Source organism: Candidatus Thiodiazotropha endoloripes, from assembly GCF_001708965.1.
GTDB lineage: Bacteria > Pseudomonadota > Gammaproteobacteria > Chromatiales > Chromatiaceae > Thiodiazotropha > Thiodiazotropha endoloripes.
In genome coordinates this window covers 1,963,834-1,988,719 of sequence record NZ_LVJW01000003.1, presented here as the reverse complement: position 1 = coordinate 1,988,719, position 24,886 = coordinate 1,963,834, and the positions used below count along the sequence as shown (strand labels likewise).

The following is a 24,886-nucleotide window of genomic DNA, read 5'->3' as shown; positions in this document are numbered from 1 at the left end:
GTATCGCAATCGGTCCGAATATCAGGCCCAGGATGGCCCATAGAGTGCCATTTCCTCCTCTTTTATCCGCGACTCTGTGGCAGAGGATTGCACTGCCCAGGGTGACAACGATGAGTAATACTGTTAACCCGGCCATGAGCAGCCAGGTGACGGCAGAGTGGTGCTGTGGGAAAGCGGCCGAATGACAAGCGAGTAAGGGTAGGGGCGTATGGCTTGACCGGATGAGCGGGGAAGGGAGGCAGCCAGGTTCATGACTCTTTTGATTCTATCCCGGTTTCCTATGCGGAAACCGGGATACTCCAGATTGGTTATTCGGATTTGGCAGCCAAGGCATCCAGGAATCGCTCCGCATCCAGCGCCGCCTGGCAGCCTGTGCCGGCAGAGGTTATGGCCTGGCGGTAGACATGGTCCATAACGTCTCCAGCGGCGTAAACTCCCTCGATTGAGGTCTCTGTGGCATTACCTTCCAGACCACCCGCAACCTTGATGTAGCCGTTGTTCATATCCAGCTGACCTTCGAACAGGGCGGTATTCGGGCTGTGTCCAATGGCGATGAAAACACCTTGCAGGTCGATCTCTTTGGTTGAATCATCTTTGACATTCTTGATTCTCATGCCGGTGACACCGGTTTGATCTCCCAGCACTTCATCCAGCACATGGTCCCACTCGATCGTGACATTTGCCTCTTCAGCCTTCTTCTTCAGCTGATCAGAGAGGATTTTTTCCGAGCGAAATTGATCACGGCGGTGCACCACCACAACTTCAGCGGCAATATTCGACAGGTAGAGTGCTTCCTCAACGGCGGTATTGCCACCACCGATTACAGCTACTTTCTGATTTTTGTAGAAAAAGCCATCGCATGTTGCACAGGCTGATACACCTTTACCGCGAAATGACTGTTCCGATTCAAGTCCCAGGTACTTAGCCGAGGCACCGGTGCAGATGATCAGTGCATCACAGGTGTAGACGGCCTGATCGCCAGTCAGACGGAATGGGCGCTGGCTTAAATCAGCTTTATTAATATGGTCGAAGATAATTTCAGTGCTGAATCTCTCTGCATGTTTACGCATCCGCTCCATGAGATCCGGACCTTGAACACCGTCATTGTCACCAGGCCAGTTATCCACTTCAGTGGTGGTCATCAGCTGACCGCCCTGTTCCATGCCGGTAACCAGGACAGGTTGCAGATTGGCCCGTGCTGCATAGACGGCTGCGGTATAACCGGCGGGGCCGGAGCCGAGAATCAATAGGCGGCAATGCTTGGTTTCACTCATGTATACTTACTCCACTCGGAATCTGCCCGAAATCGGTGTCAGATTATGAAAAGTTGTACGACTCGTGGAATATGGAGTCCGAAAATCGGTGACCCGCATCCAAGTCTGAAATAGAGAATGCGGGAATACTACGGAATCATCACTCCTGGGTAAAGAATCACCAAGAGAAACAAGGTATGAAAATCGGTATTCCTACAGAAATCAAACCCCTGGAGGGGCGTGTTGGTCTGGTGCCGGAAGCCTGTGCAGCACTTGTGCAGAAAGGCCATCAAGTGCTTCTGCAGAGTGGAGCCGGCGTGGCAAGCGGCTACCCGGATCAGAGCTATGCTGAGCTGGGGGTAACCCTTGTCGGGAGTGCCACTGAGATCTATCAGGCATCTGATCTGGTGGTCAAGGTGAAGGAGCCCTATGGGGATGAGCCGGAGATGCTGCGGGCCGGGCAGTTGCTGTTCTGTTTTCTGCATCTCGCTGCCGATGAGTCACTGACCCGGCGACTGCTTGATTCAGGGGTTACAGGGATAGCGTTCGAGACGGTGGAAGAGCAGGGCAGACTGCCGATTCTGGCGCCGATGAGCGATATTGCCGGACGTCTTGCGGTACAGAACGGCACCACTCTGCTGCACCATCAGCAGGGTGGCAAGGGATTGCTGCTTGGCGGTTTACCGGCTGCGGAGCCTGGGCACGTTGTGATTCTTGGTGGCGGTCAGGCTGGTGGCAATGCGGCGGAGTTGGCTGCCGCCATGGGCGCGCGGGTGACCGTGTTCGAACGATTGAGGGATCGGATGGGGGAGTTGCGCCGGTTCGGCAGAAATGTGACCGCACTCTACCCCTACAAAGACGCCGTGAGTGAGGCTGTGGCAAATGCAGACCTGTTGATCGGGGCCGTGCTGATTCCAGCAACCAAGGCACCAAGAATCGTTGATCGGTCGCAGATCTCCTTGATGAGTCCTGGTAGCGTGGTGGTGGATATATCCGTGGATCAGGGCGGATGCATTGAGACAACGCGGCCGACCACATACGAAGATCCAACCTATAAAGTGGATGGGGTGACTCATTTCTGTGTGACCAATATGCCAGGCGCGGTGCCGAGAAGCGCCAGTCAGGCCCTGTCGGCATCGATGATGCCCTACCTGCTTCGTCTGGTTGAAGAGGATTGGCAGAATGATCAGCAGCTGTGGGGTGCGGTAAACCTGGCAAAGGGGGAACTGGTGCATCCTGTCTTGCGTGATCAATACTTGTGAATCAAGAATAACAAAAATATGTAACTCTATAATATAGAAGTGAATATTGATAGAATAGTCCAGTTTAAAATATCTGGAAATGAGCGATTGAGCGAAGCCCCCTATGAGAATACTCATACTTTGGGCGCTCGCTCCTGATTGAACCCGCAAGGGTCAGCGATTGGATTGAGACGAAACTATGGCCGTACAGGCAAAAAGCCAACAAACAACAGCACAGAGCGCCTTTCATTCCCATGTCAGTCATGCCATGCGGGAAGGCATCATGTGGAGCCTGTTCTGCCTCAGTGGTTATCTGCTGCTCTCATTGTTCAGTTACTCCCCGCTTGATCCGGGTTGGTCCTATACCGGCTCGGAAGCCAAGGTACTCAATTCAGGGGGGCCTGCCGGCGCCTGGTTTGCGGATGTCTTTCTCTATCTGTTTGGCATTTTTGCCTATCTGTTTCCGATCATGCTGAGTTGGAGTGCGGTACTGGTTTTTCGCCGCCGCAATCCGGACGACTCTGTGAATATCAATCTGGTACTGGTTCGCTGGCTCGGTTTTTTCATCACCCTGGCCTCGGGGTGTGCTCTGGCGGCACTGCATACCAATCATCTGATGGCCAACCTGCCTACCGGAACGGGAGGGGCTCTGGGAACGCTGCTGGGTAACTATTTCGAAGCCGTTTTCAGTAGTTCAGGCAGTAGTCTGTTGATGTTGGCTCTGTTTCTTAGCGGCTTTACCCTGTTTACCGGCGTCTCCTGGTTCACCGTAATGGATTTTCTTGGTGGTCTGGTACTGAAAACCACGCACGCTCTTCAAAAAGGTTTTGTTTCACTGCAGGAGCGTCATGCAGCGAAGCGTGCCCGACAGGAGCGGGTGGAGTTGATCAAGAAGGAGCAGAAGAAGGAGAAGAGCCGCAAGCAACCCAGAATAGAACCTGTGATCAATGCGCCGAAGCCCAGTGCGCGGGTTGAGAAGGAGCGCCAGGTCCCTCTGTTTGATGCTGATCCCAACAGCGAGCTTCCACCTCTGGCACTGCTCGATCCGGCCAAGCAGACGGTGCAGGCCTATTCCGCTGAGGCCCTGCAGGCCATGTCGCGTCAGGTTGAGCTTAAATTTGCCGACTTCGATATCGATGTCGAGGTGGTTGCGGTTCATCCCGGACCGGTGGTCACCCTCTACGAATTGAAGCTGGCGGCAGGTACCAAGGTCAGTAAGATCAGTGGCCTGTCGAAAGACCTTGCCCGGGCACTCTCAACCGTTGCGGTGCGGGTGGTGGAAGTCATTCCGGGAAAATCGGTGATCGGCCTGGAGATCCCGAATGAGTATCGGGAGATGGTCTTCCTCAGTGAGGTCCTGCAGTCGGAGACCTACGAATCCTCAAAGTCGCCCCTGACACTCGCCCTGGGTAAGGACATCGCGGGTAATCCGATGTGTGCCGATCTGGCCAAGATGCCCCACGCACTGATCGCAGGTACCACCGGTTCCGGTAAATCCGTTGCGATCAATGCCATGATTCTCAGTCTGCTCTACAAATCGAAACCGGATGAAGTGCGGATGATCATGGTCGATCCGAAAATGTTGGAACTTTCGGTCTACGAGGGCATACCTCATCTGCTGACCCCGGTGGTGACCGACATGCAGGAGGCAGCCAATGCCCTGCGCTGGTGTGTCGGTGAGATGGAGCGTCGTTATCGCCTGATGGCCAGTCTGGGGGTTCGTAACATCACCGGCTACAACCGTAAAGTGAAAGAGGCGATCAAAAAGGGCGAGCCGATCAAGGATCCCCTGTTTCAACCGGAACCGACCGAAGTCATCGAAGCCATGGCTCATCCGACCCTGGAACCTCTGCCATTTATTGTGGTCATTATCGACGAGCTTGCCGACATGATGATGATGGCAAGGAAGAAGGTCGAGGAGTTGATTGCGCGATTGGCACAGAAGGCCAGGGCATCCGGTATCCATCTGATCCTGGCGACCCAGCGGCCCTCGGTGGATGTCATTACCGGTCTGATCAAAGCGAATATTCCTACCCGAATCGCTTTCCAGGTCTCATCCAGAGTCGACTCAAGAACAATCCTCGATCAGATGGGGGCTGAACATCTGCTGGGTCATGGTGACATGCTCTATATGGGGACCGGCAGTAATATACCCCAACGTATGCACGGTGCCTTCGTTGACGATAATGAAGTGCATCGGGTCGTGAAACACCTGAAGGCTTCGGGACAACCCGACTATCTGGAAGAGATCCTGCAGGAAGCGACGGAGTCGGTACCCGGGTTCCCGGCTGAAGGCGGTGACACGGAGGACAGTGATCCTCTTTATGATGAAGCGGTACGAATTGTCACAGAGACCCGGCGGGCCTCAATATCCGGTGTGCAGCGCCGGTTGAAGATCGGTTATAACCGAGCTGCCAGAATGATTGAAGAGATGGAGCGTACCGGGATTGTCGGACCGGCCGAAAACAATGGCAGCCGTGCTGTTTTGGCACCACCTCCGCCTAAAGATTAATACAACTCGTAAACGGATCACTCTATGAAAAAGTGCCTGAGTGGCTTGATGCTGCTGCTGTTCGTAAGCCTCTCCCAAACCCTCTGGGCGGAGAGTGGGATCAGACAGCTGGAGACTTTTTTGCAGGATCTGAAAACCCTCAAAGCCGATTTTCGCCAGACCCTGCAACAGCCCGATTACGAACAGGTCTACGCCAGTAACGGGGTTTTCTATCTGAGACGCCCCGGACAGCTGCGCTGGGAGTATCAGACGCCCAGTGAACAGTTGATCGTCGCTGACGGGGATCGGATCTGGTTACATGACATCGAACTGGAACAGGTCTCTCACCGCAGCCAAGAGGCGGTATTGGATGGTACGCCGGCCCAACTGTTGAGCGGTACCGGACCGATCTCACAACACTTTCAGGTCAATGAGCTCGGTATTGAAAGTGAACTGACCTGGGTTGAACTGGTACCGAAAAGTAAAGAGGCACAGTTTGCCAGCGTACGCCTGGCACTCCAGGAGAACCGTCTCGAACGAATGGAAATGTTTGATAATTTTGGCCAGGTCACCCGGTTTTTCTTCGAAAATATGCAACGCAACCCTCAGTTGGATGACGCGCTGTTCGAATTTGAACCACCCCCTCTGATCGACCTCATTGGCGATCTATGAGCGGTCAGGATCAGGATCTCTTTACGCAGAGTCAGATTGAGGAGTTTCGTCCTCTGGCGGATCGTATGCGACCCCGTAAAATGGCGTCGTTTATTGGCCAAAGCCACATCATCGGTTCCAATAAACCGCTGCGGCTCGCAATCGAAGAGGACCGTCTCCACTCAATGATACTCTGGGGTCCCCCTGGGACCGGCAAGACCACCCTGGCCGGGATGATTGCCGAACATTCCGGTGCACAGTTTCTCAGCCTTTCCGCGGTACTATCCGGGGTCAAGGAGATCCGTGCGGCGGTGGAAAAAGCAAAACTGTTTCAACAGCAGCAACAGCGACCGACAGTGCTCTTCATTGACGAAGTACACCGTTTCAACAAGTCACAACAGGATGCCTTTCTACCCCATGTAGAGGACGGCACGGTGGTGTTCATTGGTGCAACCACGGAAAATCCATCATTTGAGTTGAATAACGCGCTGCTCTCAAGGGCCCGTACCTATGTTCTCAAAGCGCTGACGAAAAGCGAGATAGAGCAGATTATCCTGCAGGCGCTGGAAGATGCGTCTAACGGTCTTGGTGTCAGGCAGTTGAGTATCGAAAAACAAGCCCTGGCCTTGCTTGCTGAGGCGGCTGATGGGGATGCCCGAAGGGCGCTTAACCTGCTTGAAATTGCCGCCGATCTAAGTGATTCAAAAAAGATTGGAAGTGCCACGGTAGAGGAGGTGGCGAGTGGCACCCTGCGGCGTTTCGATAAGGGTGGTGAGGCCTTTTACGACCAGATCTCGGCACTGCATAAATCAGTTCGTGGATCCTCACCGGATGCTTCTCTCTACTGGTTGGCCAGGATGATCGATGGGGGTTGCGATCCCCTCTATGTTGCCCGCCGGGTGGTCAGAATGGCCTCAGAGGATATCGGCAACGCAGATCCCCGGGCCTTGCAACTGGCGATCAATGCCTGGGATGTCCAGCAGCGATTGGGCAGTCCGGAAGGGGAGCTGGCAATTGCCCAGGCTGTGGTATACATGGCCTGTGCCCCTAAAAGCAATGCGGTCTACATGGCGTGGAAAAGCGCACTGGCGGACGCCAAATCCTCAGGCTCTCTGGAGGTGCCGTTGGCACTTCGCAATGCACCGACCAAGCTGATGAAGTCTCTGGGTTACGGTAAGGCCTATCGGTATGCCCATGATGAACCCCATGCCTATGCGGCTGGTGAGAGCTACATGCCGGAAGCGCTGGACGGTCGCCAATACTATGTCCCGGTGGATCGGGGTATGGAGATAAAGATCGCCGAAAAACTGGCGTTTCTGCGCAAACTGGATGAGCAGGCAGGTGAGGAGTGATGTCTGTTTCTTAAACATCTGCGAGATATAACAGGCACTATACATTAGCCGAAAATAGTGGGAATCAGCGCAAATAGACGCTAACACCCCAATCGCTGTTCAGATCCATTGGCATCTTTAATCACGGCTTATATAGATCTAGCGCATCAAGTCGAGCAGTCCACCACTGCCTTTATTGGCCTTGATATATTCAGCAACCTCATCGTGATTACCCTGTTTGGCGAGGTCCTCGGCACTCTCGCGTCGGAGGTTGAGATGGTGCGCGTTGGCTTTCATCTCCAACAGGCGTTTCACAATGGAGAGGTGTCCCTGTTCGGCTGCGAGCATCAGAGCACTGTTACCCGCATTGTTGCGATGTTCCAGATTTTCCGAGTAGCGTAACAGGATATTCAGGGTGTTCAGTGAACCGCTTCTGGCTGCCAGCATCAATGCAGTATTGCCATTATTACTCAGCCGATCCACATAGCCTTCCCTTGGTATCAGCTCTTTCACCATATCGGCATGACCATTTGCAGCGGCGCGCATCATTGGAGTGAGTCCATCATCAGCCTGCAACTCGATTTTTGCGCCACTCTTCAACAGCCGATGAAAAATCGCAGGATCACCGACATCAATCGCATGGTAGAGTGGGGTCCGGCCCTTATCATCTGCCTGATCAGGTGAGGCACCGCGCGAAAGCAATATATTAACGATCTCAGGCTGGGATTTGAGTACAGCCAGAATCAGTGGTGTGATGCCGGTGTCGGTGGTCTTGGACAATCGGGCATTGTTTTTAATCAACAGTTCAACCAATTCCTGGTTCTGTTGTTCGATCGCCAAATGCAGCGGCGTTATCTGATGTTTGCCGGAGACATCAATTATTGCACCTCGTGCGATCAACAGTTTTACCAGCTTCAGATTGTTCTCACGACAGGCCAGCAGCAGTGGGGTAGGGCTGCCGCTGGCGGCCAGATTGGGATCAGCGCCATGATCAAGCAGTAACGTGGTCACTTCGTTGTGGCCTTGCCATACGCTTCGGCTTAACGGAGTTAACCCTTCCGGGTCCAGTGTATCGAGTTCACTCTCCTGCTTGAGCAGAGCCTCGATCAAAGGCTTCTGGCCGCGCCAGGCGGCAAGATGCAACGTGCTCCAGCCTGCAAACGGATTACTCTGATTATCCGGGTTTTCGTTCGACAGGGATATTGATGCAGTGATCTTTGCAAGATCCGGGAACTCTTTAGTCTTGTTTCGAGTTTGGGTTGCAATGCCTCCGGCTGCCTTAAGTTGTTTGGCAATCGCTTTGTCATTGCGCAGCAGTGCCATATCCAGCGAGGTCTGTTTTTTGCGGTTTTTGGCATTTACGCTGGCACCATTGTCAAGCAGGACCTTGACGGCCTCCAGGTGCTTTCTGCCGGTGGCGACCAGTAAAGGCGTATTTTCGTTGGCGTCCAGGGTTTCCGACTTGGCTCCAGCCTTGATCAGGCTGCGCACAATCGATGCATAGCCCAATCCTGCAGCCGAGTGGAGCGGGGTGTCACCGAGGCTGTCGCTGGTATTCGGGTTGGCGCCTGCCGCGAGCAGGATTTCAACGGCATCTGTTCGGCCATTGATGGCTGCCTCATGCAGCGCACTGCGACTGAACTCATCCCGGGTATCGGGTGAGAGACCTGATGCCAGGATACGCTTCAGGGTTTCACTCTTGCCCGCCGCCGCTGCGCGATTGAGTAACTCAGCCGCCTGTTGGTCGCTCAAGCCGGTCACCGGGGAGGTGGTGGAAAGATTCTCCAAACGCTTTTTCGCCAACCGATGACCCTGAATGGCGGCTTTGTCGTACCATTCACTGGCGACTGCTGAATCTGCATCGATACCCCAGCCGTTTTCATACATGGTCCCGGTGGTGTATTGCGCTTCGGGATGCTCCTGGTTGGCTGCTTTCAGGTACCAGTGGAGCGCCTTGGCATAATCCTTTTTGACACCGCGGCCGGCACGATAGAGCCCTCCCAATGCAAATTGCGCCTCGGCATCTCCCTGTTCTGCAAGTTGTGTGTAGATTTCGACGGCACGATTGAAATCCCGGATACGTATGGCCGCTTCAGCCTCGGCATGTTCTGCAGAGAGTATTGGAAAGGGTGCAACCAGCATAAGACATAGCAACAGTACCATCCCTGTCTGTCTGATTATTGTGTTTGAACTAGGCAGTGCCATGTTTGGTTTCCACATTGATACCAGTCTCTTTAAGAAAACCTGTTGGAAGTATACCGCCGGCACAGATGATGGCAGCGTCATTGGGAATTTCAATCTTCTCCCCACCTTTGTCGATGGTCACAGTCTCTTCTGTGAATTCAGTGACATTGGTACTGAGCAACAGATTGATCTGGCCTGATTCTGCAGCCTGATCCACCTTTTCCCGATTTTTTTTCTTCGCCCGGCTAAAGGCGCCACTGCGGTAGGAGAGGGTGACTGTAGTGCCAGGTTCCGCAGCGATACTGGTTGCAGCCTCAAGCGCACTGTCACCGCCGCCAACCACCAGGACATGCTGGTTTTTATACTGTTCCGGATCGATCAAGCGGTAGGTGATCTTACTCAAATCCTCTCCAGGCACACCGAGTTTTCGGGGAGTGCCCCGTCGGCCGATAGCCAGCAGGACCATGCGGGTATGATAGGTGTCCTTGTTGGTTTTGACATCATAGCCACCTGCCGGGTTGGCTGTAATCTTCTCCACCCGCTCATGGTAGCTGATCTGCACACCGGTCTTGCGTTCTACATCCTCCCAGAACTCAAGCAGCTTCTCTTTGGTTGTTTCAGTAAATTTTACCTCACCAACCAGCGGCAGTTTTACCGGCGCGGTCATCACCAGTTTGCCTCTGGGAAATTGAAAAACCGTTCCCCCCAGAGATTCCTGCTCCACAGTCTTGTATTTGATCTTTTTCTCCATCGCCTGCAATGAGGCACAGAATCCGGCCGGTCCGGCGCCCACGATCAGCAGATCCAGGGGTGCGCTGCCCTCACTTTTGAGTGCCTCCAGGATCTGATCCATGGCTTTGGTTCCCTGCACGATGGCATTTCTGATCAGACCCATGCCACCCAGTTCACCGGCGATGTAAATGCCCGGCATGCTGGTTTGAAAATTATCCAGCAGGGGAATATCGACGCCGCGACGTTCAGTGCCGAAGACCAGGGTAATGGCATCGAAAGGACAGGCGGTTTTACAAGCGCCGTGGCCGATGCAGTTGGTCGGAGCGATCAGCTCGGCCTTATTGTCGATCAGCCCCAGTACGGGATGGTTGGCCTGCTCCGGGCAGGCTTTCACACAGGTTCCGCAACCCATGCATTTTGCCGGATCGATCAATGGGTGGAGCGAAGCCGGTTCGGTCAGGCCTGCTTCGAACTCTTCTGTCTTAAGAGCAAGATTCTTTTTACTTTTCCTGCGGCTATGCAATATGTAAATAGCCCATACAAGCAGTATGGGTATTAGGTAGATCAGCAGGAAATCGATGGTGTACTGCATTGTTGATCGTGTCTCAAAAGCTCAAAAGAGTGCTAACTGTCACAGTTTGTGGGAAATGATGCCTAAATTGTACACAGTAATTTCAATCACTGAGGTTTCTGCCGAAAACATAAATGTATTTAGAGTGATTTTTTGTGAAGCCCTTCATGGATGGGAAATTTGTCCCAACATAACATAGAGACGTAATGTGGAGAAAATGCTGATCGCGGCTCTCATTCTAAATAAAAAGCAGTAACAAAAAAGTAAGTGATTGTAATTAATACCAAATATGTAGGTGATGTCGATGCAAACAGCAGCCATATCAACCAGTGTAAATGAGTCAGTACTGGAGAGCATTCTCTCTGCCTGGCAACGCAGAGCGGGGTTTATAACAACCCTTGGATTTACCCTGTTTTCACTCCTGCTGCTCTATATGGCCTGGTTGAACCACTCCCAGGCGGTGTGGACAGCTGAGGTCGGCTGGGGCTACTGGTTCGGTATCGTCGGTGGCAGCATGATGTTGCTGTTGCTGCTCTATCCGATGCGCAAACGCCTCCACTTTATGTCCAAATGGCTGACTGTCAAGTTCTGGTTCCGCCTGCACATGGTGTTTGGTGTGCTGGGTCCGGTGCTGATCATGATGCACTCCAGCTACCATATCGGCTCCCTGAACGGTCGGGTGGCGCTCTATAGTATGTTGTTTGTTGCAATCAGCGGTCTGTTCGGGCGTTACTTCTATACCCGAATCCACTACGGATTGTATGGTAAAAAGGCTACATTCGCTTCATTGCACGCCGACTCTTTGGTGTTGACAAAAAAATTGGGACGCCTGTTTGAACTGAATCCCAAAGCCAAGGAGCTGATGAAGCAGTATGAAAAGGATGTCATGAACACTCCTACCGGCCCGATCGCCAGTGCCAAACACTGGGTCAAGATGCGCTATACATCTGCAGTGCTCTACCCGAAAGTAATGCGCTCACTGAACAAGAAACTGCTGGCAGTGGGCTACAAAAAAGGCTGGTCAAAGTCGAAGGTTCTGCGCAATCAGCTGCGCATCAGAAAAATGCTGTTGTCCCACAGGTCTATCCTTCGGCAGATTCTAGAGCTACATTTCTATGAAAGACTCTTTGGGATCTGGCATCTGCTGCATATGCCGCTCTTCATCATGATGGTGATTACCGGTTTTGTGCATGTCTATGCTGTGCATGCCTACTAGACCGTTAAGCAAGCAACACTCTACCTACATTCGTCATGAACCGATTTGGCTGGCATGTCATTTGCGTACTATTGCTGATGATATTTACTCTATCTCCAAGCTATGCAGGGAAGCTGGATCTACTGTTGATGCCGGGGCCGGTAATCGAAGGTCACGCCGAGTTTGAAGAGAAGTGTGAGAGTTGCCATGAGACCTTGAAAAAAGCCGACCAGGTAGAGCGATGTCTCGCTTGTCATGATCACAGTGATGTGGCCAAAGATATCGAGCAGGGTACCGGGTTCCACGGCAGACTGGATAAACAGCGAGCCGCCAACTGCAAACAGTGCCATACCGATCATAAGGGAAGAGATCGGGATATCGTCAATCTGGATACGGAAGATTTCGATCACTCACAGACTGATTTCCAGCTCAGGGGCCGCCACGAACAGTTGGCCTGCCAACTCTGTCATACCAAAGAGCAGAAGAAATACAGTCATGCCCCCTCACTCTGTTTCGATTGCCATGAGTCGGACGATGCCCACCGGGGGGAACTGGGCGAAGAGTGCGATAAATGTCATAACGAAAAAAGCTGGCGCAAACAGGATTTCGATCATGATCTGGATACTGACTATCCACTGACTGGCAAACACAGGGATCTCGATTGTAAGCTCTGTCACGCCGATGAACACTACAAAAATACCCCCAAGGAGTGTATCGGCTGCCATTTGATCAATGATGCGCACAATGGTCGTTACGGCAAAGTCTGTGCAAAGTGCCATGCTACCGAGGATTGGAAAGAACTGGCTTTCGACCATCGAGCCGATACTGAATTTCCGCTGGAAGGCCAGCATAAAGATGTGCCTTGTGATACCTGCCACACCCGTGGGCCGTTTGAAAAGAAAATTTCTAAAAAATGTTTCGCCTGTCATGAGAAAGATGATGACCATAAAGGGCGAAATGGTGAGAAGTGCCAGGATTGTCATCGTCCCTCAAGTTGGACAGAGACCCAGTTCGATCATGGTAAGGACGCTAAATTTGAATTGAAAGGCAAGCATAAAAAGCTGAGTTGTCACGCCTGTCATCGAAATGCCGCGATGGATGATTTGAAAGAGGCCGAGTGTATCACCTGTCATCGGGCCATCGATTTGCACAAAGGCGACCTGGGTGAGGATTGCGGCTACTGCCACAATGAAAAGGGCTGGACAGAGAAGCTCTTTTTTGAACATGACATAACACGCTTCCCTCTGATCGGTATCCATAGTGTGACCGCCTGTGAATCCTGTCATCTTGATGCGGTCTACCCACAAACAGAGATTGTATGCTTGTCCTGTCATGAAAAAGATGACACCCATGAAGGAAAAATGGGTGAGTTGTGTGGTGATTGCCACAATCCAAATGCATGGATGCTATGGACCTTTGATCACGACGAACAGACAGAATTTCCATTGGATGGTAAGCACGGCGAGGTTTTCTGCCATGCCTGCCATCGTGCTGAGCTGACCGAACATAAACAGTCAGCCAACCATTGTTACGGTTGTCATCGGGGTGATGACATACATCGGGGTGGTTTTGGCCGGCATTGCGATCGCTGCCACACCACCGAAACATTCGAGAATCCGGAAATTCGCTGATCGAGTCTGTATGGAAGATATGATGATGAGACTGCCCAAATTGAGATTACTGCTACAACAGGCCAGTTGGCTGCTGCTTTTTGTTGTCAGTATGTCATTGATGAATTTCGTCCATGCAGAGAGCTCTGAATTCGACCACTTTGAAACCGGCTTTCCGCTCACTGGTGAACACCGCAACGTTGAATGCGATCAGTGTCACGATAAAGGCCAGTTCCAGGGTACACCGGTTATGTGTGATGGCTGCCACAACGATACCGATGCAGCCGGTAAGCCGATCGATCATATTCAAAGCGATGACCGCTGTGATGATTGCCATACCACAGTCGGTTGGCATGTAGCCCGTTTTGATCACGGTACCATCGACAGTGGCTGTTTCTCCTGCCACAACGGTTCAGCAGCTCAGGGCAAGGACAGTGATCATATCAGCACCGGGAATACCTGTGAGTTCTGTCATACCACTTTCAGCTGGGGACGGGTCAGCCGTGTGGATCACTCGGTTGTGACCGGCACCTGCGAAAGTTGCCATAACGGCAACATCGCCCGCGGCAAACACGATACTCATATCGCAACTGAAGAGCCTTGCGATACCTGCCATATCACCAACAGCTGGCTGCTGGTCTTTTTTGATCACTCGGCAGTTGCCGCCGGCAGTTGTGAAAGCTGTCATAACGGCATCAGTGCCACAGGTAAATCGGCCAATCATATTGTGACCAATGAGGCCTGTGATCTCTGCCACACCACCAACAGCTGGCAAGTGGATAATTTCTCCCACGCCGGGATCCGGGGAGATTGCGAGAGCTGTCATAACGGGGTCAGCGCAATCGGAAAGCCGGTCGGTCATGTACCAACCAGTGAGCCGTGTGAGATCTGTCATACCTCGACCAACTCCTGGTTGGTGGTCAACTTCGTACATGGAGAGGAGGTGTTTGGCCGTTGCTCCAGTTGTCATGACGGTATCACACAGCCAGGTAAAGATGCGGATCATGTACAGACCACTGCAGAGTGTGATACCTGCCATACCTCAACCGAGGACTGGAGTGTGGTTGGTTTCGATCACAGTGAAGTTGTACCGGGTACCTGTGCAAGCTGTCACGACGGAGTACAGGCGCCAGGCAAACACGATACCCATATTGTCACCAACGAATCCTGCGACGTCTGCCATGCAACCACCGCAAACTGGCATGTCATCAATTTCAGCCATGACGGATTCCAGAGTGCCGGTGTCTGTTCCACCTGTCACGACGGAACCCGGGCGACCGGTAAGCATGCACTGCACATTCAGACCAGCGAACAGTGCGATGTCTGTCATCTCTCTACTGACAACTGGCTGAATACCAGTTTTGACCATAGCGGCGTGGATGCCGCCGGACGCTGCTCCACCTGCCACAACGGCAGCCAGGCAACCGGCATGCATGCGACGCATATTGAGACCACCGAGCAGTGCGATGTCTGTCATAACTCAACCAGTAACTGGAGTGATGTCAGCTTTGATCACAGCTCGATTGAAACCGCAGGCGTCTGCTCAACCTGTCACAACGGTGTACGCGCCACCGGCAAACACGCCAATCACCTGCAGACCAACGGCGAGTGCGATACCTGCCACACAACCACTGCCTGGAACGTCAACAACTTCTCCCATGAAGGGATCACTGCGGATTGCGAATCCTGCCACAATGGGGTGACCGCCACCGGCAAGCATTCGGATCATATCCTGACCACATCACCCTGTGAGGCCTGCCACTCAACCACTGACTGGACTCTAACAGGATTTACCCATGAAGGGGTCTCCGGTACCTGTGAATCCTGCCATAACGGCAGTGTGGCCACCGGTAAACACGATAACCATATTCCGACCACTGCTTCATGCGACAACTGCCACACTACCAACGCCTGGACGATCAGCAACTTCAGTCATGAAGGGGTCACCGAGAGCTGTCACTCCTGTCATGATGGTGTTCGTGCCACCGGCAAACACGATACCCATGTGGCCACAACGGCGGTCTGTGAAGGTTGTCATACCTCGACAACCAGTTGGGCGGAAGTCACATTCGACCATTCCATCGTTACAGGGACCTGCGCCAGCTGTCATGATGGTGTGACTGCAACTGGTAAATCGGCCGACCATATCGAGACCGATGCGGCCTGTGACAACTGCCATATCTCCAATGAGACCTGGACAGCGGTGCGCTTCGATCACAGCGGCATTACCAGTGGTTGTGAATCCTGCCACAATGGGGTGGATGCCACCGGTAAACCCGATACCCACATACCCACCACGGAGCCCTGTGAGAACTGCCACAACACCATTACCTGGAGCACCGGTCGTTTTGATCACGCCGGTGTGGCAGGAGCCTGCTCAAGCTGTCATGACGGTGTGGTTGCAACAGGCAAACACGCCTCACACATTCCCACGGATGCCCAGTGTGACAGCTGCCATACGTCAACCATCGACTGGCTGCTGACCACCTTCAATCATGACAATGTGGCTGCCAGCGGCAACTGCTCCAACTGCCACGATGGCACACAAGCAACCGGCAAGCATGCGCAACATATCGAAACGACCGCTCAGTGTGACATTTGCCACCTCTCTACCATCAACTGGCAGGATACAAGCTTCGATCATAGCGGGGTGACCACCACCGGAGTCTGTTCAAGCTGTCATAACGGTACCACCGCCACCGGTATGCATAGCAACCACATTGCCACGACTGAGCAGTGTGATGTCTGCCACAACTCGACCACCACCTGGTTGAGGGTCAGCTTTGATCACAGTGCCGTACCGACCGCCGGAGTCTGTTCGAGCTGTCACAACGGAGTACGGGCAACCGGTAAGCATGCCGGTCATCTGCAGACCAATGCACAGTGCGATACCTGTCATACGGTTGATGGATGGCTGATCTCCAATTTCGACCATGCGGGGATTACCGGGGATTGTGAATCCTGCCATGACGGCACCACAGCAACCGGCAAACATGCTGGACATATTGCCACCACCCAGCCCTGTGAAGATTGTCATACACCGACCAACTGGAACCTGAACGGTTTTACCCACAGTGGGGTCACCACAGCTTGTCATCTGTGTCACAACGGGGATATTGCCATTGGTAAATCACCATCCCATGTATTGACCAATGCGACCTGTGATACCTGTCATACCACCAACAGTTGGACAATCACCAACTTCAACCACGACGGGGTAACGGACAGCTGCCAATCCTGCCATGACGGAGTCCGGGCGACCGGCAAGCATGCCGCCCATGTGGCGACCACAGCCTCCTGTGAGGCCTGCCATACCTCCACCAATAATTGGTTGCAGATCACTTTTGATCACGCGGTGGTCTCCGGTGCCTGCGCCAGCTGTCACGATGGCAATACAGCAACCGGCAAGCCGGCAAACCATGTGCAGACCAATGCGGCCTGTGACAACTGCCACATCTCCAACACCACCTGGTTGAACATCCGCTTCGATCACACCGGTATCGTCTCCGGCTGTGCCAGCTGTCATAATAATGTCGACGCCACCGGTAAACCGGCCAATCACATACCGACCAATGAGCCGTGCGAGAACTGCCATACCACGGTAACCTGGGCCACCGGCACCTTCGATCATGCCGGCGTTGCGGGAACCTGCTCAAGCTGTCATAACGGCACCATCGCTACCGGTAAACATGCGACCCATATCGCCACCAGTGGTCAGTGCGACAGTTGCCATATCTCCACTGTCAACTGGCTCTCGGTACGCTTCGACCACAGCACGGTAACCGGCACCTGTCAGAGCTGCCATAACGGCACCATCGCGACCGGTAAATCAGCCAGCCACGTGGCCACCAATGCGGCCTGTGATGTCTGCCATACCTCCCAGACAACCTGGACAGCGGTCAACTTCGATCACTCGGTGGTTACCGGCACCTGCTCAAGTTGCCACAACGGGGTTACCGCGACCGGTAAACCGGCCAGCCATGTACCGACCACGTCCGAGTGCGACGCCTGTCATACCTCTCAGACGAACTGGTTGTCGGTCAGGTTCGATCACACCAATGCGGCGGGTAACTGCTCCAACTGCCATGACGGCATTACCGCTACCGGTAAGGATCCGGGACATGTACCTACCACAGCCCAGTGTGATGATTGCCATCTCTCGACAACCAACTGGCTGAATGTACGCTTCACCCACGGCAATGTGGCGGGTACCTGTTCAACCTGTCATAACGGTGTGACCGCAACCGGCAAACACGCCGGCCATATCCAGACTTCAGGTCAGTGCGATACTTGCCACATATCCACAACCGACTGGGCCAACGTCGATTTCAACCACGGCAGCATCATTACCGGTTGTTCCAGTTGTCACAACGGTTCCCTGGCGACTGGTAAGCCTGGCAACCATATACCGACCACGCAAGAGTGTAATATCTGTCATAACTCAACCGACAACTGGTTGAATGTGACCTTCAGTCACACCAATGTGGCCGGAACCTGCTCCAACTGCCACAACGGCACATTCGCAACAGGTAAGTCGGCCAACCATCTGCCTACCAATGCTCAGTGTGATGATTGCCATACCTCAACCAGTAACTGGCTCAGTGTGACGTTTGATCACAGTGGTGTAACCGGTAACTGCAACAGCTGTCACAATGGCACGATTGCCACCGGGACTCCTCAAGGGCATTTCGTTACCACCCAGCAGTGTGATGCCTGCCATACCACCAATGGTTGGTTGCCCGTGATAAATTATCGTCATACATCCGGAAACTATCCGGGCGATCACCGGGCTAACCTGTCATGCCAAGACTGTCACTCGAGTAACAGTGAGTCAGTTCCTTGGCCGTTTCCGAGCTATGCTCGCTCTTGTGCGGGATGTCATGCAAATGATTATGAAAGAGGTGAAGATGACCATAGCGGACTCAGTGCTGATCGCAATTGCGGAAGCAGTGGCTGTCATAGAGTGAGCGACAGGGAGTGGTAAATGATATCCGAATAATCCCTTAGTGATTAGGGATTATTCGGGTCATTTTAAGCACTTTGTTCATTATTCTCATGACCTGATAGGATGGCCTTGCAGCCCATCAACCAGCAGTCTTTAATTAATGACATTTTTTAATTCAATCAGGTAACAAGCGTGCAGCTCAAAGTTCAATCGAGGGTCTATTTCTGGCTGTTGTCAATCGTGTTGTTGCTATTGACCACGCAGTCACAGGCTGCATCCAGAATTCTCGATCGTATTGAAATCGATTCTGAAGCGGGGGCAAATGTCATTGCTGTCCACTTCAATGTGCCGGTCCGTTATGTGTCTCACCTGATCAATGAGTCAAACAGTGAACTGGGGGTGCAGGTCAGGGTAGGACAGACCACGGATGAACAGCTTGGTGCGACAACCGAGCAGGACCAGGATGGTGAGCTCGATCAGGAGGATCAACTGACCTGGAGCCCATCCGCTGCGATACCACTTGATAAAGTGGTTTTTCAGGGTAGCCGTCTGGGCACCTCCACCCTGCTGGTCTCCTTCGCCACGCCGGTCAGAGATGTAAAAATCCGCCAGGGCAGGGATTTCTATGTGATGGAGTTTGTTCTCCCGGAACAGGTCAAACGCAGCTCTGGTTTCGGTCAGGCCAGATTGAAGACGCTGCAGACCGAAGTGCCTGAAATGAAGGCGCCATTGAGTGTCAAGTCACTGCCCCTGGTGATCTATGTACTCAATCTCGGTGTCCAATCCGAACCGGTCGATTATGAAGAGATGCCACCGGTGCCAATCGGCGAAAACCAACTGCTCTACAGCACCAAGGGGGAGATCGAAGGTAATCCGATCTACCGCCTGCGGCTCGGTTTTTTTCGTACCAAGCAGGATGCCAAACGGCAGTTAGAGGCGGTAAAGAGCTTCTATCCGAATGCCTGGATCGACACGGCGGATATTGTTGAAAGACGCCAGGCCTTTTTTGAAAGAGGGCTGGAGCCGGGTCTGGACGGTCAGTACATGGAGGAGCCTGAACTGGCCAATGTGGATCCCCGTATCACCAAGATGATGGAGATGATCCGGCGCACCATCACGGCGGGTGACTATGCCAAAGCTGTACGCTTACTGGAAGCCCTGCTGGAAGAGCCTGACAACATCTACACCCAGGAAGCCCTGGAGCTGCTGGGTCTCTCCCGTGAACGTAACGGTCAGATTGCCCATGCAAAAGGGGAGTACAGACTCTATCTGGAAAAGTACCCGGAAGGTGAGGATGCGGAGCGGGTGACACAGCGTCTGCTGGGCCTTGAGACCGCACCTCAACGGCCCAAAGAGACCTTACGCAAAAGGCCCAAGCCGGGGGAACCAGGCAGCGAAGAGGAAGGGGAGAAGGCGATTTGGGATGTCTACGGCAGTTTCTCCCAGAACTACCGCCGGGATAAGATCGACAGTCCCTTCGTCGAGGACGAAGACAGTATCTCCCGTTCGGAGATTGAGAGCTTTGTCGATTTCAATGCCCGTCGCCGTAGTGAAGAGTACGATATGCGCATGAAGATCACCGGCAGTTATATCTCCGATCTGCTGGATGATGGGGAAAATGATACCACCCTCAGTGACGCCTATATCGATGTTGAACATCTGGATAGCCGGACCAGCGCCAAGTTTGGCCGTCAGAGACTCCGTTCAAGCGGTATCCTGAACCGATTTGATGGATTGGTACTCGGTTACGAGCTCACCCCGGATATCAATATCCGGGCGTCAGCGGGTCTGCCGGTCGAACGCTCCCGGGATACCTTTCTGCATGAGCACAAACAGTTCGCCGGGATCAGTGGTGATTTCTCCAGCATCTTTGAAAACTGGGATGCGAGCCTGTTTATTGTCGAGCAGCGGGTGGATGGCCTGGTTGACCGCAGGGCAGTGGGTGGCGAGGTCCGCTATTATGATCCTCAAAAGTCCATGTTCAGCCTGGTCGATTACGATATCTTCCACAAAGAGCTGGGTATTTTCATGCTGCAGACCAACTGGCGTCTGGAGAACAAAACCAGCCTCTACCTCAATCTGGATTATCGCACCAGCCCAATCCTGATGACCTCGAATGCCCTGAGTGGACAATCCGATCCGGACACTTTCCTGCCGATCGGGTCGGTTGAGGAGTTGCAGGATTTCTACAGCGATGACGAGATCTACGACCTTGCTCAGGATCGCACCGCCAAATCCTCGAGTATCTCCTTTGGTGTCACACATCCTTTCTCCGACACCCTGCAATTGAGTGGCGACTTCACAGCCAGTAAAACCGGGGAAACCCCCGCCTCAGGCGGTGTTCTTGCCACAGAAGCCACCGATACAGAGTTCTTTTACTCCTTTCAGGTGATCAAGAACGATCTGCTGAAACAGGGGGATATCGGAGTGTTCACCCTCCGATATTCCGATTCGGACACCTCGGATACCTACCGGATTGGGGTCAGCAGCCGTTATCCCATCACCAACGCCTGGCGGGTCAATCCGCGTCTGGATGTCTCCTATCGTGAAAACAAAGAGAATGAAGGAACCCGGTTTACGGTCAGTCCGTTTCTACGGATGGACTACCGTTTGCGGAAAGACTTCACCTTCGAACTGGAGGGGGGACTCAACTGGTTTGAAGAGGATGATGGTACGGAAGTGACCAATTTTACCGACTACTTCTTCTATGCGGGCTACCGATGGGATTTTTAAACTTCAGCAAACGGCCACTGAAAGCTCTAGGGATGTAACAACGGATCCTTTTTTGGTCTAAATATTTTAATTTACCCTAGCCAAAAGTCCATCAACAGCGGTTATAATCCCATCTTTTCCAGTCCCTAGGATTCCGGATTGTATCAACTACTCGTTATTGCCAGCGGCGGTGCCGTCGGAGCTCTGTTCCGCTTTTGGGTATCCAGCGGCGTGTATGGGGTTTTGGGACGAGGGTTTCCCTATGGCACCCTGGTGGTCAATGTATTGGGTTCCCTGGTGATGGGATTCCTCTATGTGTTGTTTATTGAACGCATGGCGGTCTCGACTGAATGGCGGGCCGGATTGTTGATCGGCTTTCTGGGGGCTTTTACCACTTTCTCCACATTCTCTATGGAGACTTTGAACCTGCTGGAGCAGGCCGAGGTTCTAAAAGCGGGCTTGAATGTTCTACTCAGTGTGGTTGCCTGTTTGTTGGCTTGCTGGCTGGGTCTGGTACTCGGGAGGCAACTATGAAACAGGCCGAAGTCACCATGGTGCGGGTCTATATCACCGAGGGAGATCACCAGCTGAGAAAGCTGCTCGACTTCCTGCATAATGAAGAGCAGGTAAGGGGAGTCACTGCATTTCGCGGCATTGCGGGCTTTGGCCGCTCCGGCAGAGCCCATGAGGCGTCACTGTTGGACATCTCCATGGATCTGCCTCTGGTGATCGAGTTCTTTGATAGTCCGGATCGGGTGGAAAAAGTTTTGCAAGATTTGAATCAATGGGTCGAGCCGGGTTACGTAGTGAGCTGGCCCGCCCAGGTTAATATGGGTGAATAATCGATGTTGGATCCACGACTGATAAGAAACAATCTGGAAGAGGTGGCAGCACAGCTGCGTCGCCGTGGTTATGAGTTGGATATCCAACTCATCGCTGAGCTGGAGGAGCGTCGCAAGGGGCTTCAGGTTGAATCCCAGGAGCTGCAGAATGAGCGTAACAGTCGATCAAAATCGATTGGTAAGGCGAAAGCGGCCGGCGAGGATATTCAGCCACTGTTGGCTGAGGTTGCCGAACTGGGAGACCGGCTGAAACTCCTGCAAGAGGATCTGAATGGGGTTCAGGCTGAACTCTCCGAGATCACCCTGGGCATTCCCAATATCCCTCATGAAACAGTACCTGAGGGCCGGGATGAAGCGGACAACCGTGAAGAGCGGCGCTGGGGCGAACCCCGTGAGTACGATTTCGAGCCCAAGGATCATGTGGACCTGGGTGATGCCAGTGGATTGCTCGATTTCGAGGCGGCTGCAAGGATTACCGGTTCCCGCTTTGCGGTGATGGCCGGTCCATTGGCCAGACTGCATCGCGCCCTGATTCAGTTCATGCTCGACACCCACACCACAGAGCATGGCTACACAGAGGCTTATGTCCCCTATATGGTCAACAGTGACAGTCTGCGGGGAACCGGTCAGCTGCCGAAATTCGAGGAAGACCTGTTCAAACTCTGCGGTGAATCCGGTTACTACCTGATCCCTACCGCAGAGGTACCGGTCACCAACCTGGTCAGGGACCAGATCATCGATGCGGATGAGATGCCGAGAAAATGGGTGGCACACACCCCCTGTTTCCGCTCCGAAGCAGGCTCATACGGAAAAGACACGCGAGGCATGATTCGACAGCATCAGTTTGAAAAGGTCGAGTTGGTACAGGCGGTCAGGGCGAGTGAGTCATTTCAGGCTCTTGAAGATCTGACCGGACACGCTGAGGCGATTCTGCAGAAGCTGGAGCTGCCATACCGGGTTGTCACCCTGTGTACCGGGGATATCGGATTCTCATCCACCAAGACCTATGATCTGGAGGTCTGGCTTCCGGGACAGAGTCAATACCGGGAGATCTCCTCCTGTTCCAATTTTGTCGATTTTCAAGCGAGAAGATTGCAGGCCCGCTGGCGAAATCCGGAGACCGGTAAGCCGGAGCTGGTCCACACTCTGAATGGATCAGGACTGGCTGTTGGCCGTACCTTGGTAGCGGTTATGGAGAACTATCAGCAGGCTGATGGTTCGATCCGGATCCCGGAAGCCCTGAAGCCGTACATGGGTGGCCTGGAAAAGCTTTGATGGTCCAAGAGGTGGTTTGCTAAACCATCATGATGAGTAATGCCACAAAACCGACAACAGCGGCCAGTGGCAGAATGGCAGCCATCCAGTCTCCCTGTTCTGCCTTGGGGCTGTTCTTCATCCAGTGTTTGGCCCTGGGCCAGAGGAAGATGATCCATCCCACGATGAGGATGGCGGAGAATATTTTCACCCAATCCATCGTTTTGCCTGTTCTATAAAAAACCCCGGCATAGCCGGGGTTCTCTCATCACTTCAACTGTGCTGATTAATCTTCCCCACCCAGTGCGCCAAGCAGATGCAGCAGGCTGGTGAAGATGTTGAGAATGGCCAGATAGAGACTCACCGTGGCCATGATGTAGTTGGTCTGAGCGCCATTAACCATCTGACTGGTCTCAAACAGGATATAACCGGACATCAGCAGGATCACGGCTGCGGAGATGGCCAGGTGCAGGCCAGGCATATCCAGGAACAGACCGGCAAGTGAAGCGAGCATCACAACAATCATACCGGCAAAGATAAAGCCGCCCATGAAGCTGAAATCCCGCTTGGTCGACAGGGCATAACCGGAAAGCGCAAGGAAGATGATACCGGTACCGCCAAATGCCGTCGCTACGATCTGACCACCATTAGACAGGGCGACATAGTAGTTCAGAGTAGGGCCCAAGCCAAAGCCCAACAGGCCGGTGACGCCGAATACTACCCACAGACCTGCGGCAGAGTTGGCATAGCGGGGCAGTACAAACCAAAGCACCACCAAGGCACCGAGTGAGGTTCCCAGGGAGATCATCGGTGAAGGAGCGATGGCCATGGAAACAAGCGCCATCAACGCACTCCAAACCAGAGTGGCGGATAGCAACATATAAGTGTTTTTTATTAGCTTATTAGTCGAAAGAGTGGACTCAATCGATTGCGTTGCAGTGAAATCTAGACGATTCATTTTGGTGTAATCTCCTGATTTATTCCCAAAAATCAAACTCTTTGTATCAGACAGTGGCTGCCATGAAATGTTCAGCACAGCATACCGTGCCGGCACAAAAGGTCAACACATATATAGGTAGGGATAACACTAGCAATTTCAAGGATGGTTATGTATCCTAGCGCCCCTTCAGGAGAGGTGGCAGAGCGGCCGAATGCGGTGGTCTTGAAAACCATTGAGGGTTAGTAGCCCTCCCAGGGTTCGAATCCCTGCCTCTCCGCCAATAAAAAAAGGGTGCTCGAGTGAGCGCCCTTTTTTTATTGGCGGAGAGGCAGGTTTTGGTGCGAACCCTTCGTTCGAAAGGAACGCAGTGACGCAGACGCCGCAGCGCAGCGTAGGCGCCCCGTAGGGGTGAGCGCAGCGAATCAATCCCTGCCCATCAGCAGGCACCGAAAACCTCGCGTGGCGAGCACTCTTTACTATTGGCGGAGAGGCAGTTTTTGGTTCGAACTCTTCGTTCGAAAGGAACGCAGTGACGCAGACGCCGCAGCGCAGCGTAGGCGCCCCGTAGGGGTGAGCGCAGCGAATCACCAGGCGCAAAGCGACGCAGGACGCCGCAGCGTAGCGTAGGCGCCCCGTAGGGGTGAGCGCAGCGAATCAATCCCTGCCCATCAGCAGGCACCCAAACCTCGCGTGGCGAGCACTCTTTAATTATTGGCGGAGAGGCAGGTTTTGGTGCGAACCCTTCGTTCGAAAGGAACGCAGTGACGCAGACGCCGCAGCGCAGCGTAGGCGCCCCGTAGGGGTGAGCGCAGCGAATCACCAGGCGCAAAGCGACGCAGGACGCCGCAGCGCAGCGTAGGCGCCCCGTAGGGGTGAGCGCAGCGAATCAATCCCTGCCCATCAGCAGGCACCGAAAACCTCGCGTGGCGAGCAC

At 53.3% G+C, this 24,886-nt stretch carries 18 protein-coding genes and 1 tRNA gene; 12 read left to right on the top strand and 7 right to left on the bottom strand.

What is annotated here, in order from left to right:
- Positions 1-308: 308 nt before the first annotated feature.
- A complete protein-coding gene (gene trxB, locus A3193_RS08900) occupies positions 309-1,274 on the bottom strand; it encodes a thioredoxin-disulfide reductase (protein WP_069005998.1) in 966 nt (321 codons plus the stop codon).
- Positions 1,275-1,450: 176 nt separating this feature from the next.
- Between trxB and ald the strand changes: the two genes are divergently transcribed.
- The 4 genes from ald (at position 1,451) to A3193_RS08880 (ending at position 6,988) form a co-directional block, all read left to right on the top strand.
- Positions 1,451-2,515, top strand: a complete 1,065-nt coding sequence (gene ald, locus A3193_RS08895) for an alanine dehydrogenase (RefSeq protein WP_069005997.1) — start codon at positions 1,451-1,453, stop codon at positions 2,513-2,515.
- 178 nt (positions 2,516-2,693) lie between these two features.
- On the top strand, positions 2,694-5,006 hold the full coding sequence (locus tag A3193_RS08890) for a DNA translocase FtsK (RefSeq protein ID WP_069014555.1): 2,313 nt from the start codon (positions 2,694-2,696) through the stop codon (positions 5,004-5,006).
- Between the two features lie 24 nt (positions 5,007-5,030).
- The gene (gene lolA, locus A3193_RS08885) at positions 5,031-5,657 is read left to right on the top strand and encodes an outer membrane lipoprotein periplasmic chaperone LolA (protein ID WP_069005995.1); all 627 of its coding nucleotides are present in this window, start codon (positions 5,031-5,033) and stop codon (positions 5,655-5,657) included.
- On the top strand, positions 5,654-6,988 hold the full coding sequence (locus A3193_RS08880) for a replication-associated recombination protein A (RefSeq protein ID WP_069014554.1): 1,335 nt from the start codon (positions 5,654-5,656) through the stop codon (positions 6,986-6,988). The genes lolA and A3193_RS08880 overlap by 4 nt, the downstream gene beginning before the upstream one ends.
- Positions 6,989-7,126: 138 nt before the next feature.
- On the opposite strand, the gene A3193_RS08875 is transcribed toward A3193_RS08880, so the two are convergent.
- Both A3193_RS08875 and A3193_RS08870 read right to left on the bottom strand, forming a co-directional pair.
- A complete protein-coding gene (locus tag A3193_RS08875; RefSeq protein WP_162272492.1) occupies positions 7,127-9,172 on the bottom strand; it encodes an ankyrin repeat domain-containing protein in 2,046 nt (681 codons plus the stop codon).
- Entirely contained in the window at positions 9,159-10,475 is a 1,317-nt protein-coding gene (locus A3193_RS08870; RefSeq protein WP_069014552.1) for an NAD(P)-binding domain-containing protein, read from the bottom strand. Before A3193_RS08870 ends, A3193_RS08875 begins: the two co-directional genes overlap by 14 nt.
- A gap of 283 nt (positions 10,476-10,758) precedes the next feature.
- On the opposite strand from A3193_RS08870, the gene A3193_RS08865 reads away from it, so the two are divergent.
- The 7 genes from A3193_RS08865 (at position 10,759) to serS (ending at position 23,033) form a co-directional block, all read left to right on the top strand.
- A complete protein-coding gene (locus A3193_RS08865) occupies positions 10,759-11,670 on the top strand; it encodes a hypothetical protein (RefSeq protein ID WP_069014551.1) in 912 nt (303 codons plus the stop codon).
- A gap of 77 nt (positions 11,671-11,747) precedes the next feature.
- A complete protein-coding gene (locus A3193_RS08860) occupies positions 11,748-13,280 on the top strand; it encodes a cytochrome C (protein WP_069006094.1) in 1,533 nt (510 codons plus the stop codon).
- 25 nt (positions 13,281-13,305) lie between these two features.
- Positions 13,306-18,243 (top strand): cytochrome c3 family protein, encoded by a 4,938-nt coding sequence (locus A3193_RS20550; protein WP_155523032.1) that lies wholly within the window; start codon positions 13,306-13,308, stop codon positions 18,241-18,243.
- Between the two features lie 153 nt (positions 18,244-18,396).
- Complete coding sequence (locus tag A3193_RS08850; protein ID WP_069014550.1) at positions 18,397-20,937, top strand: tetratricopeptide repeat protein; 2,541 nt, start codon at positions 18,397-18,399, stop codon at positions 20,935-20,937.
- Between the two features lie 138 nt (positions 20,938-21,075).
- Positions 21,076-21,450 (top strand): fluoride efflux transporter CrcB, encoded by a 375-nt coding sequence (gene crcB / locus A3193_RS08845; protein WP_069014549.1) that lies wholly within the window; start codon positions 21,076-21,078, stop codon positions 21,448-21,450.
- Positions 21,447-21,758 (top strand): DUF190 domain-containing protein, encoded by a 312-nt coding sequence (locus A3193_RS08840; protein WP_069014548.1) that lies wholly within the window; start codon positions 21,447-21,449, stop codon positions 21,756-21,758. Before crcB ends, A3193_RS08840 begins: the two co-directional genes overlap by 4 nt.
- A gap of 3 nt (positions 21,759-21,761) precedes the next feature.
- The gene (gene serS / locus A3193_RS08835) at positions 21,762-23,033 is read left to right on the top strand and encodes a serine--tRNA ligase (protein ID WP_069014547.1); all 1,272 of its coding nucleotides are present in this window, start codon (positions 21,762-21,764) and stop codon (positions 23,031-23,033) included.
- 19 nt (positions 23,034-23,052) lie between these two features.
- Here the strand turns inward: serS and A3193_RS08830 are convergent, their stop codons facing one another.
- Positions 23,053-23,232 (bottom strand): hypothetical protein, encoded by a 180-nt coding sequence (locus tag A3193_RS08830; RefSeq protein WP_069005985.1) that lies wholly within the window; start codon positions 23,230-23,232, stop codon positions 23,053-23,055.
- A 66-nt stretch (positions 23,233-23,298) separates the two neighbouring features.
- On the bottom strand, positions 23,299-23,970 hold the full coding sequence (locus A3193_RS08825; protein ID WP_068993560.1) for a Bax inhibitor-1/YccA family protein: 672 nt from the start codon (positions 23,968-23,970) through the stop codon (positions 23,299-23,301).
- 171 nt (positions 23,971-24,141) lie between these two features.
- On the opposite strand from A3193_RS08825, the gene A3193_RS08820 reads away from it, so the two are divergent.
- Positions 24,142-24,232, top strand: a tRNA-Ser gene (locus A3193_RS08820).
- Between the two features lie 156 nt (positions 24,233-24,388).
- Here A3193_RS08820 and A3193_RS20380 read toward each other — a convergent pair.
- Complete coding sequence (locus tag A3193_RS20380) at positions 24,389-24,631, bottom strand: hypothetical protein (RefSeq protein ID WP_141694773.1); 243 nt, start codon at positions 24,629-24,631, stop codon at positions 24,389-24,391.
- Positions 24,632-24,656: 25 nt separating this feature from the next.
- On the bottom strand, positions 24,657-24,863 hold the full coding sequence (locus A3193_RS20375; RefSeq protein ID WP_139117040.1) for a hypothetical protein: 207 nt from the start codon (positions 24,861-24,863) through the stop codon (positions 24,657-24,659).
- Between the last annotated feature and the right edge of the window lie 23 nt (positions 24,864-24,886).

Bases quoted from the DNA above. Each gene is read 5' to 3' on its own strand.
- trxB (WP_069005998.1), bottom strand. From the start codon at position 1,274: ATGAGTGAAACCAAGCATTGCCGCCTATTGATTCTCGGCTCCGGCCCC.
- ald (WP_069005997.1), top strand. From the start codon at position 1,451: ATGAAAATCGGTATTCCTACAGAAATCAAACCCCTGGAGGGGCGTGTT.
- A3193_RS08890 (WP_069014555.1), top strand. From the start codon at position 2,694: ATGGCCGTACAGGCAAAAAGCCAACAAACAACAGCACAGAGCGCCTTT.
- lolA (WP_069005995.1), top strand. From the start codon at position 5,031: ATGAAAAAGTGCCTGAGTGGCTTGATGCTGCTGCTGTTCGTAAGCCTC.
- A3193_RS08880 (WP_069014554.1), top strand. From the start codon at position 5,654: ATGAGCGGTCAGGATCAGGATCTCTTTACGCAGAGTCAGATTGAGGAG.
- A3193_RS08875 (WP_162272492.1), bottom strand. From the start codon at position 9,172: ATGGCACTGCCTAGTTCAAACACAATAATCAGACAGACAGGGATGGTA.
- A3193_RS08870 (WP_069014552.1), bottom strand. From the start codon at position 10,475: ATGCAGTACACCATCGATTTCCTGCTGATCTACCTAATACCCATACTG.
- A3193_RS08865 (WP_069014551.1), top strand. From the start codon at position 10,759: ATGCAAACAGCAGCCATATCAACCAGTGTAAATGAGTCAGTACTGGAG.
- A3193_RS08860 (WP_069006094.1), top strand. From the start codon at position 11,748: ATGATATTTACTCTATCTCCAAGCTATGCAGGGAAGCTGGATCTACTG.
- A3193_RS20550 (WP_155523032.1), top strand. From the start codon at position 13,306: ATGAGACTGCCCAAATTGAGATTACTGCTACAACAGGCCAGTTGGCTG.
- A3193_RS08840 (WP_069014548.1), top strand. From the start codon at position 21,447: ATGAAACAGGCCGAAGTCACCATGGTGCGGGTCTATATCACCGAGGGA.
- serS (WP_069014547.1), top strand. From the start codon at position 21,762: ATGTTGGATCCACGACTGATAAGAAACAATCTGGAAGAGGTGGCAGCA.
- A3193_RS08830 (WP_069005985.1), bottom strand. From the start codon at position 23,232: ATGGATTGGGTGAAAATATTCTCCGCCATCCTCATCGTGGGATGGATC.
- A3193_RS08825 (WP_068993560.1), bottom strand. From the start codon at position 23,970: ATGAATCGTCTAGATTTCACTGCAACGCAATCGATTGAGTCCACTCTT.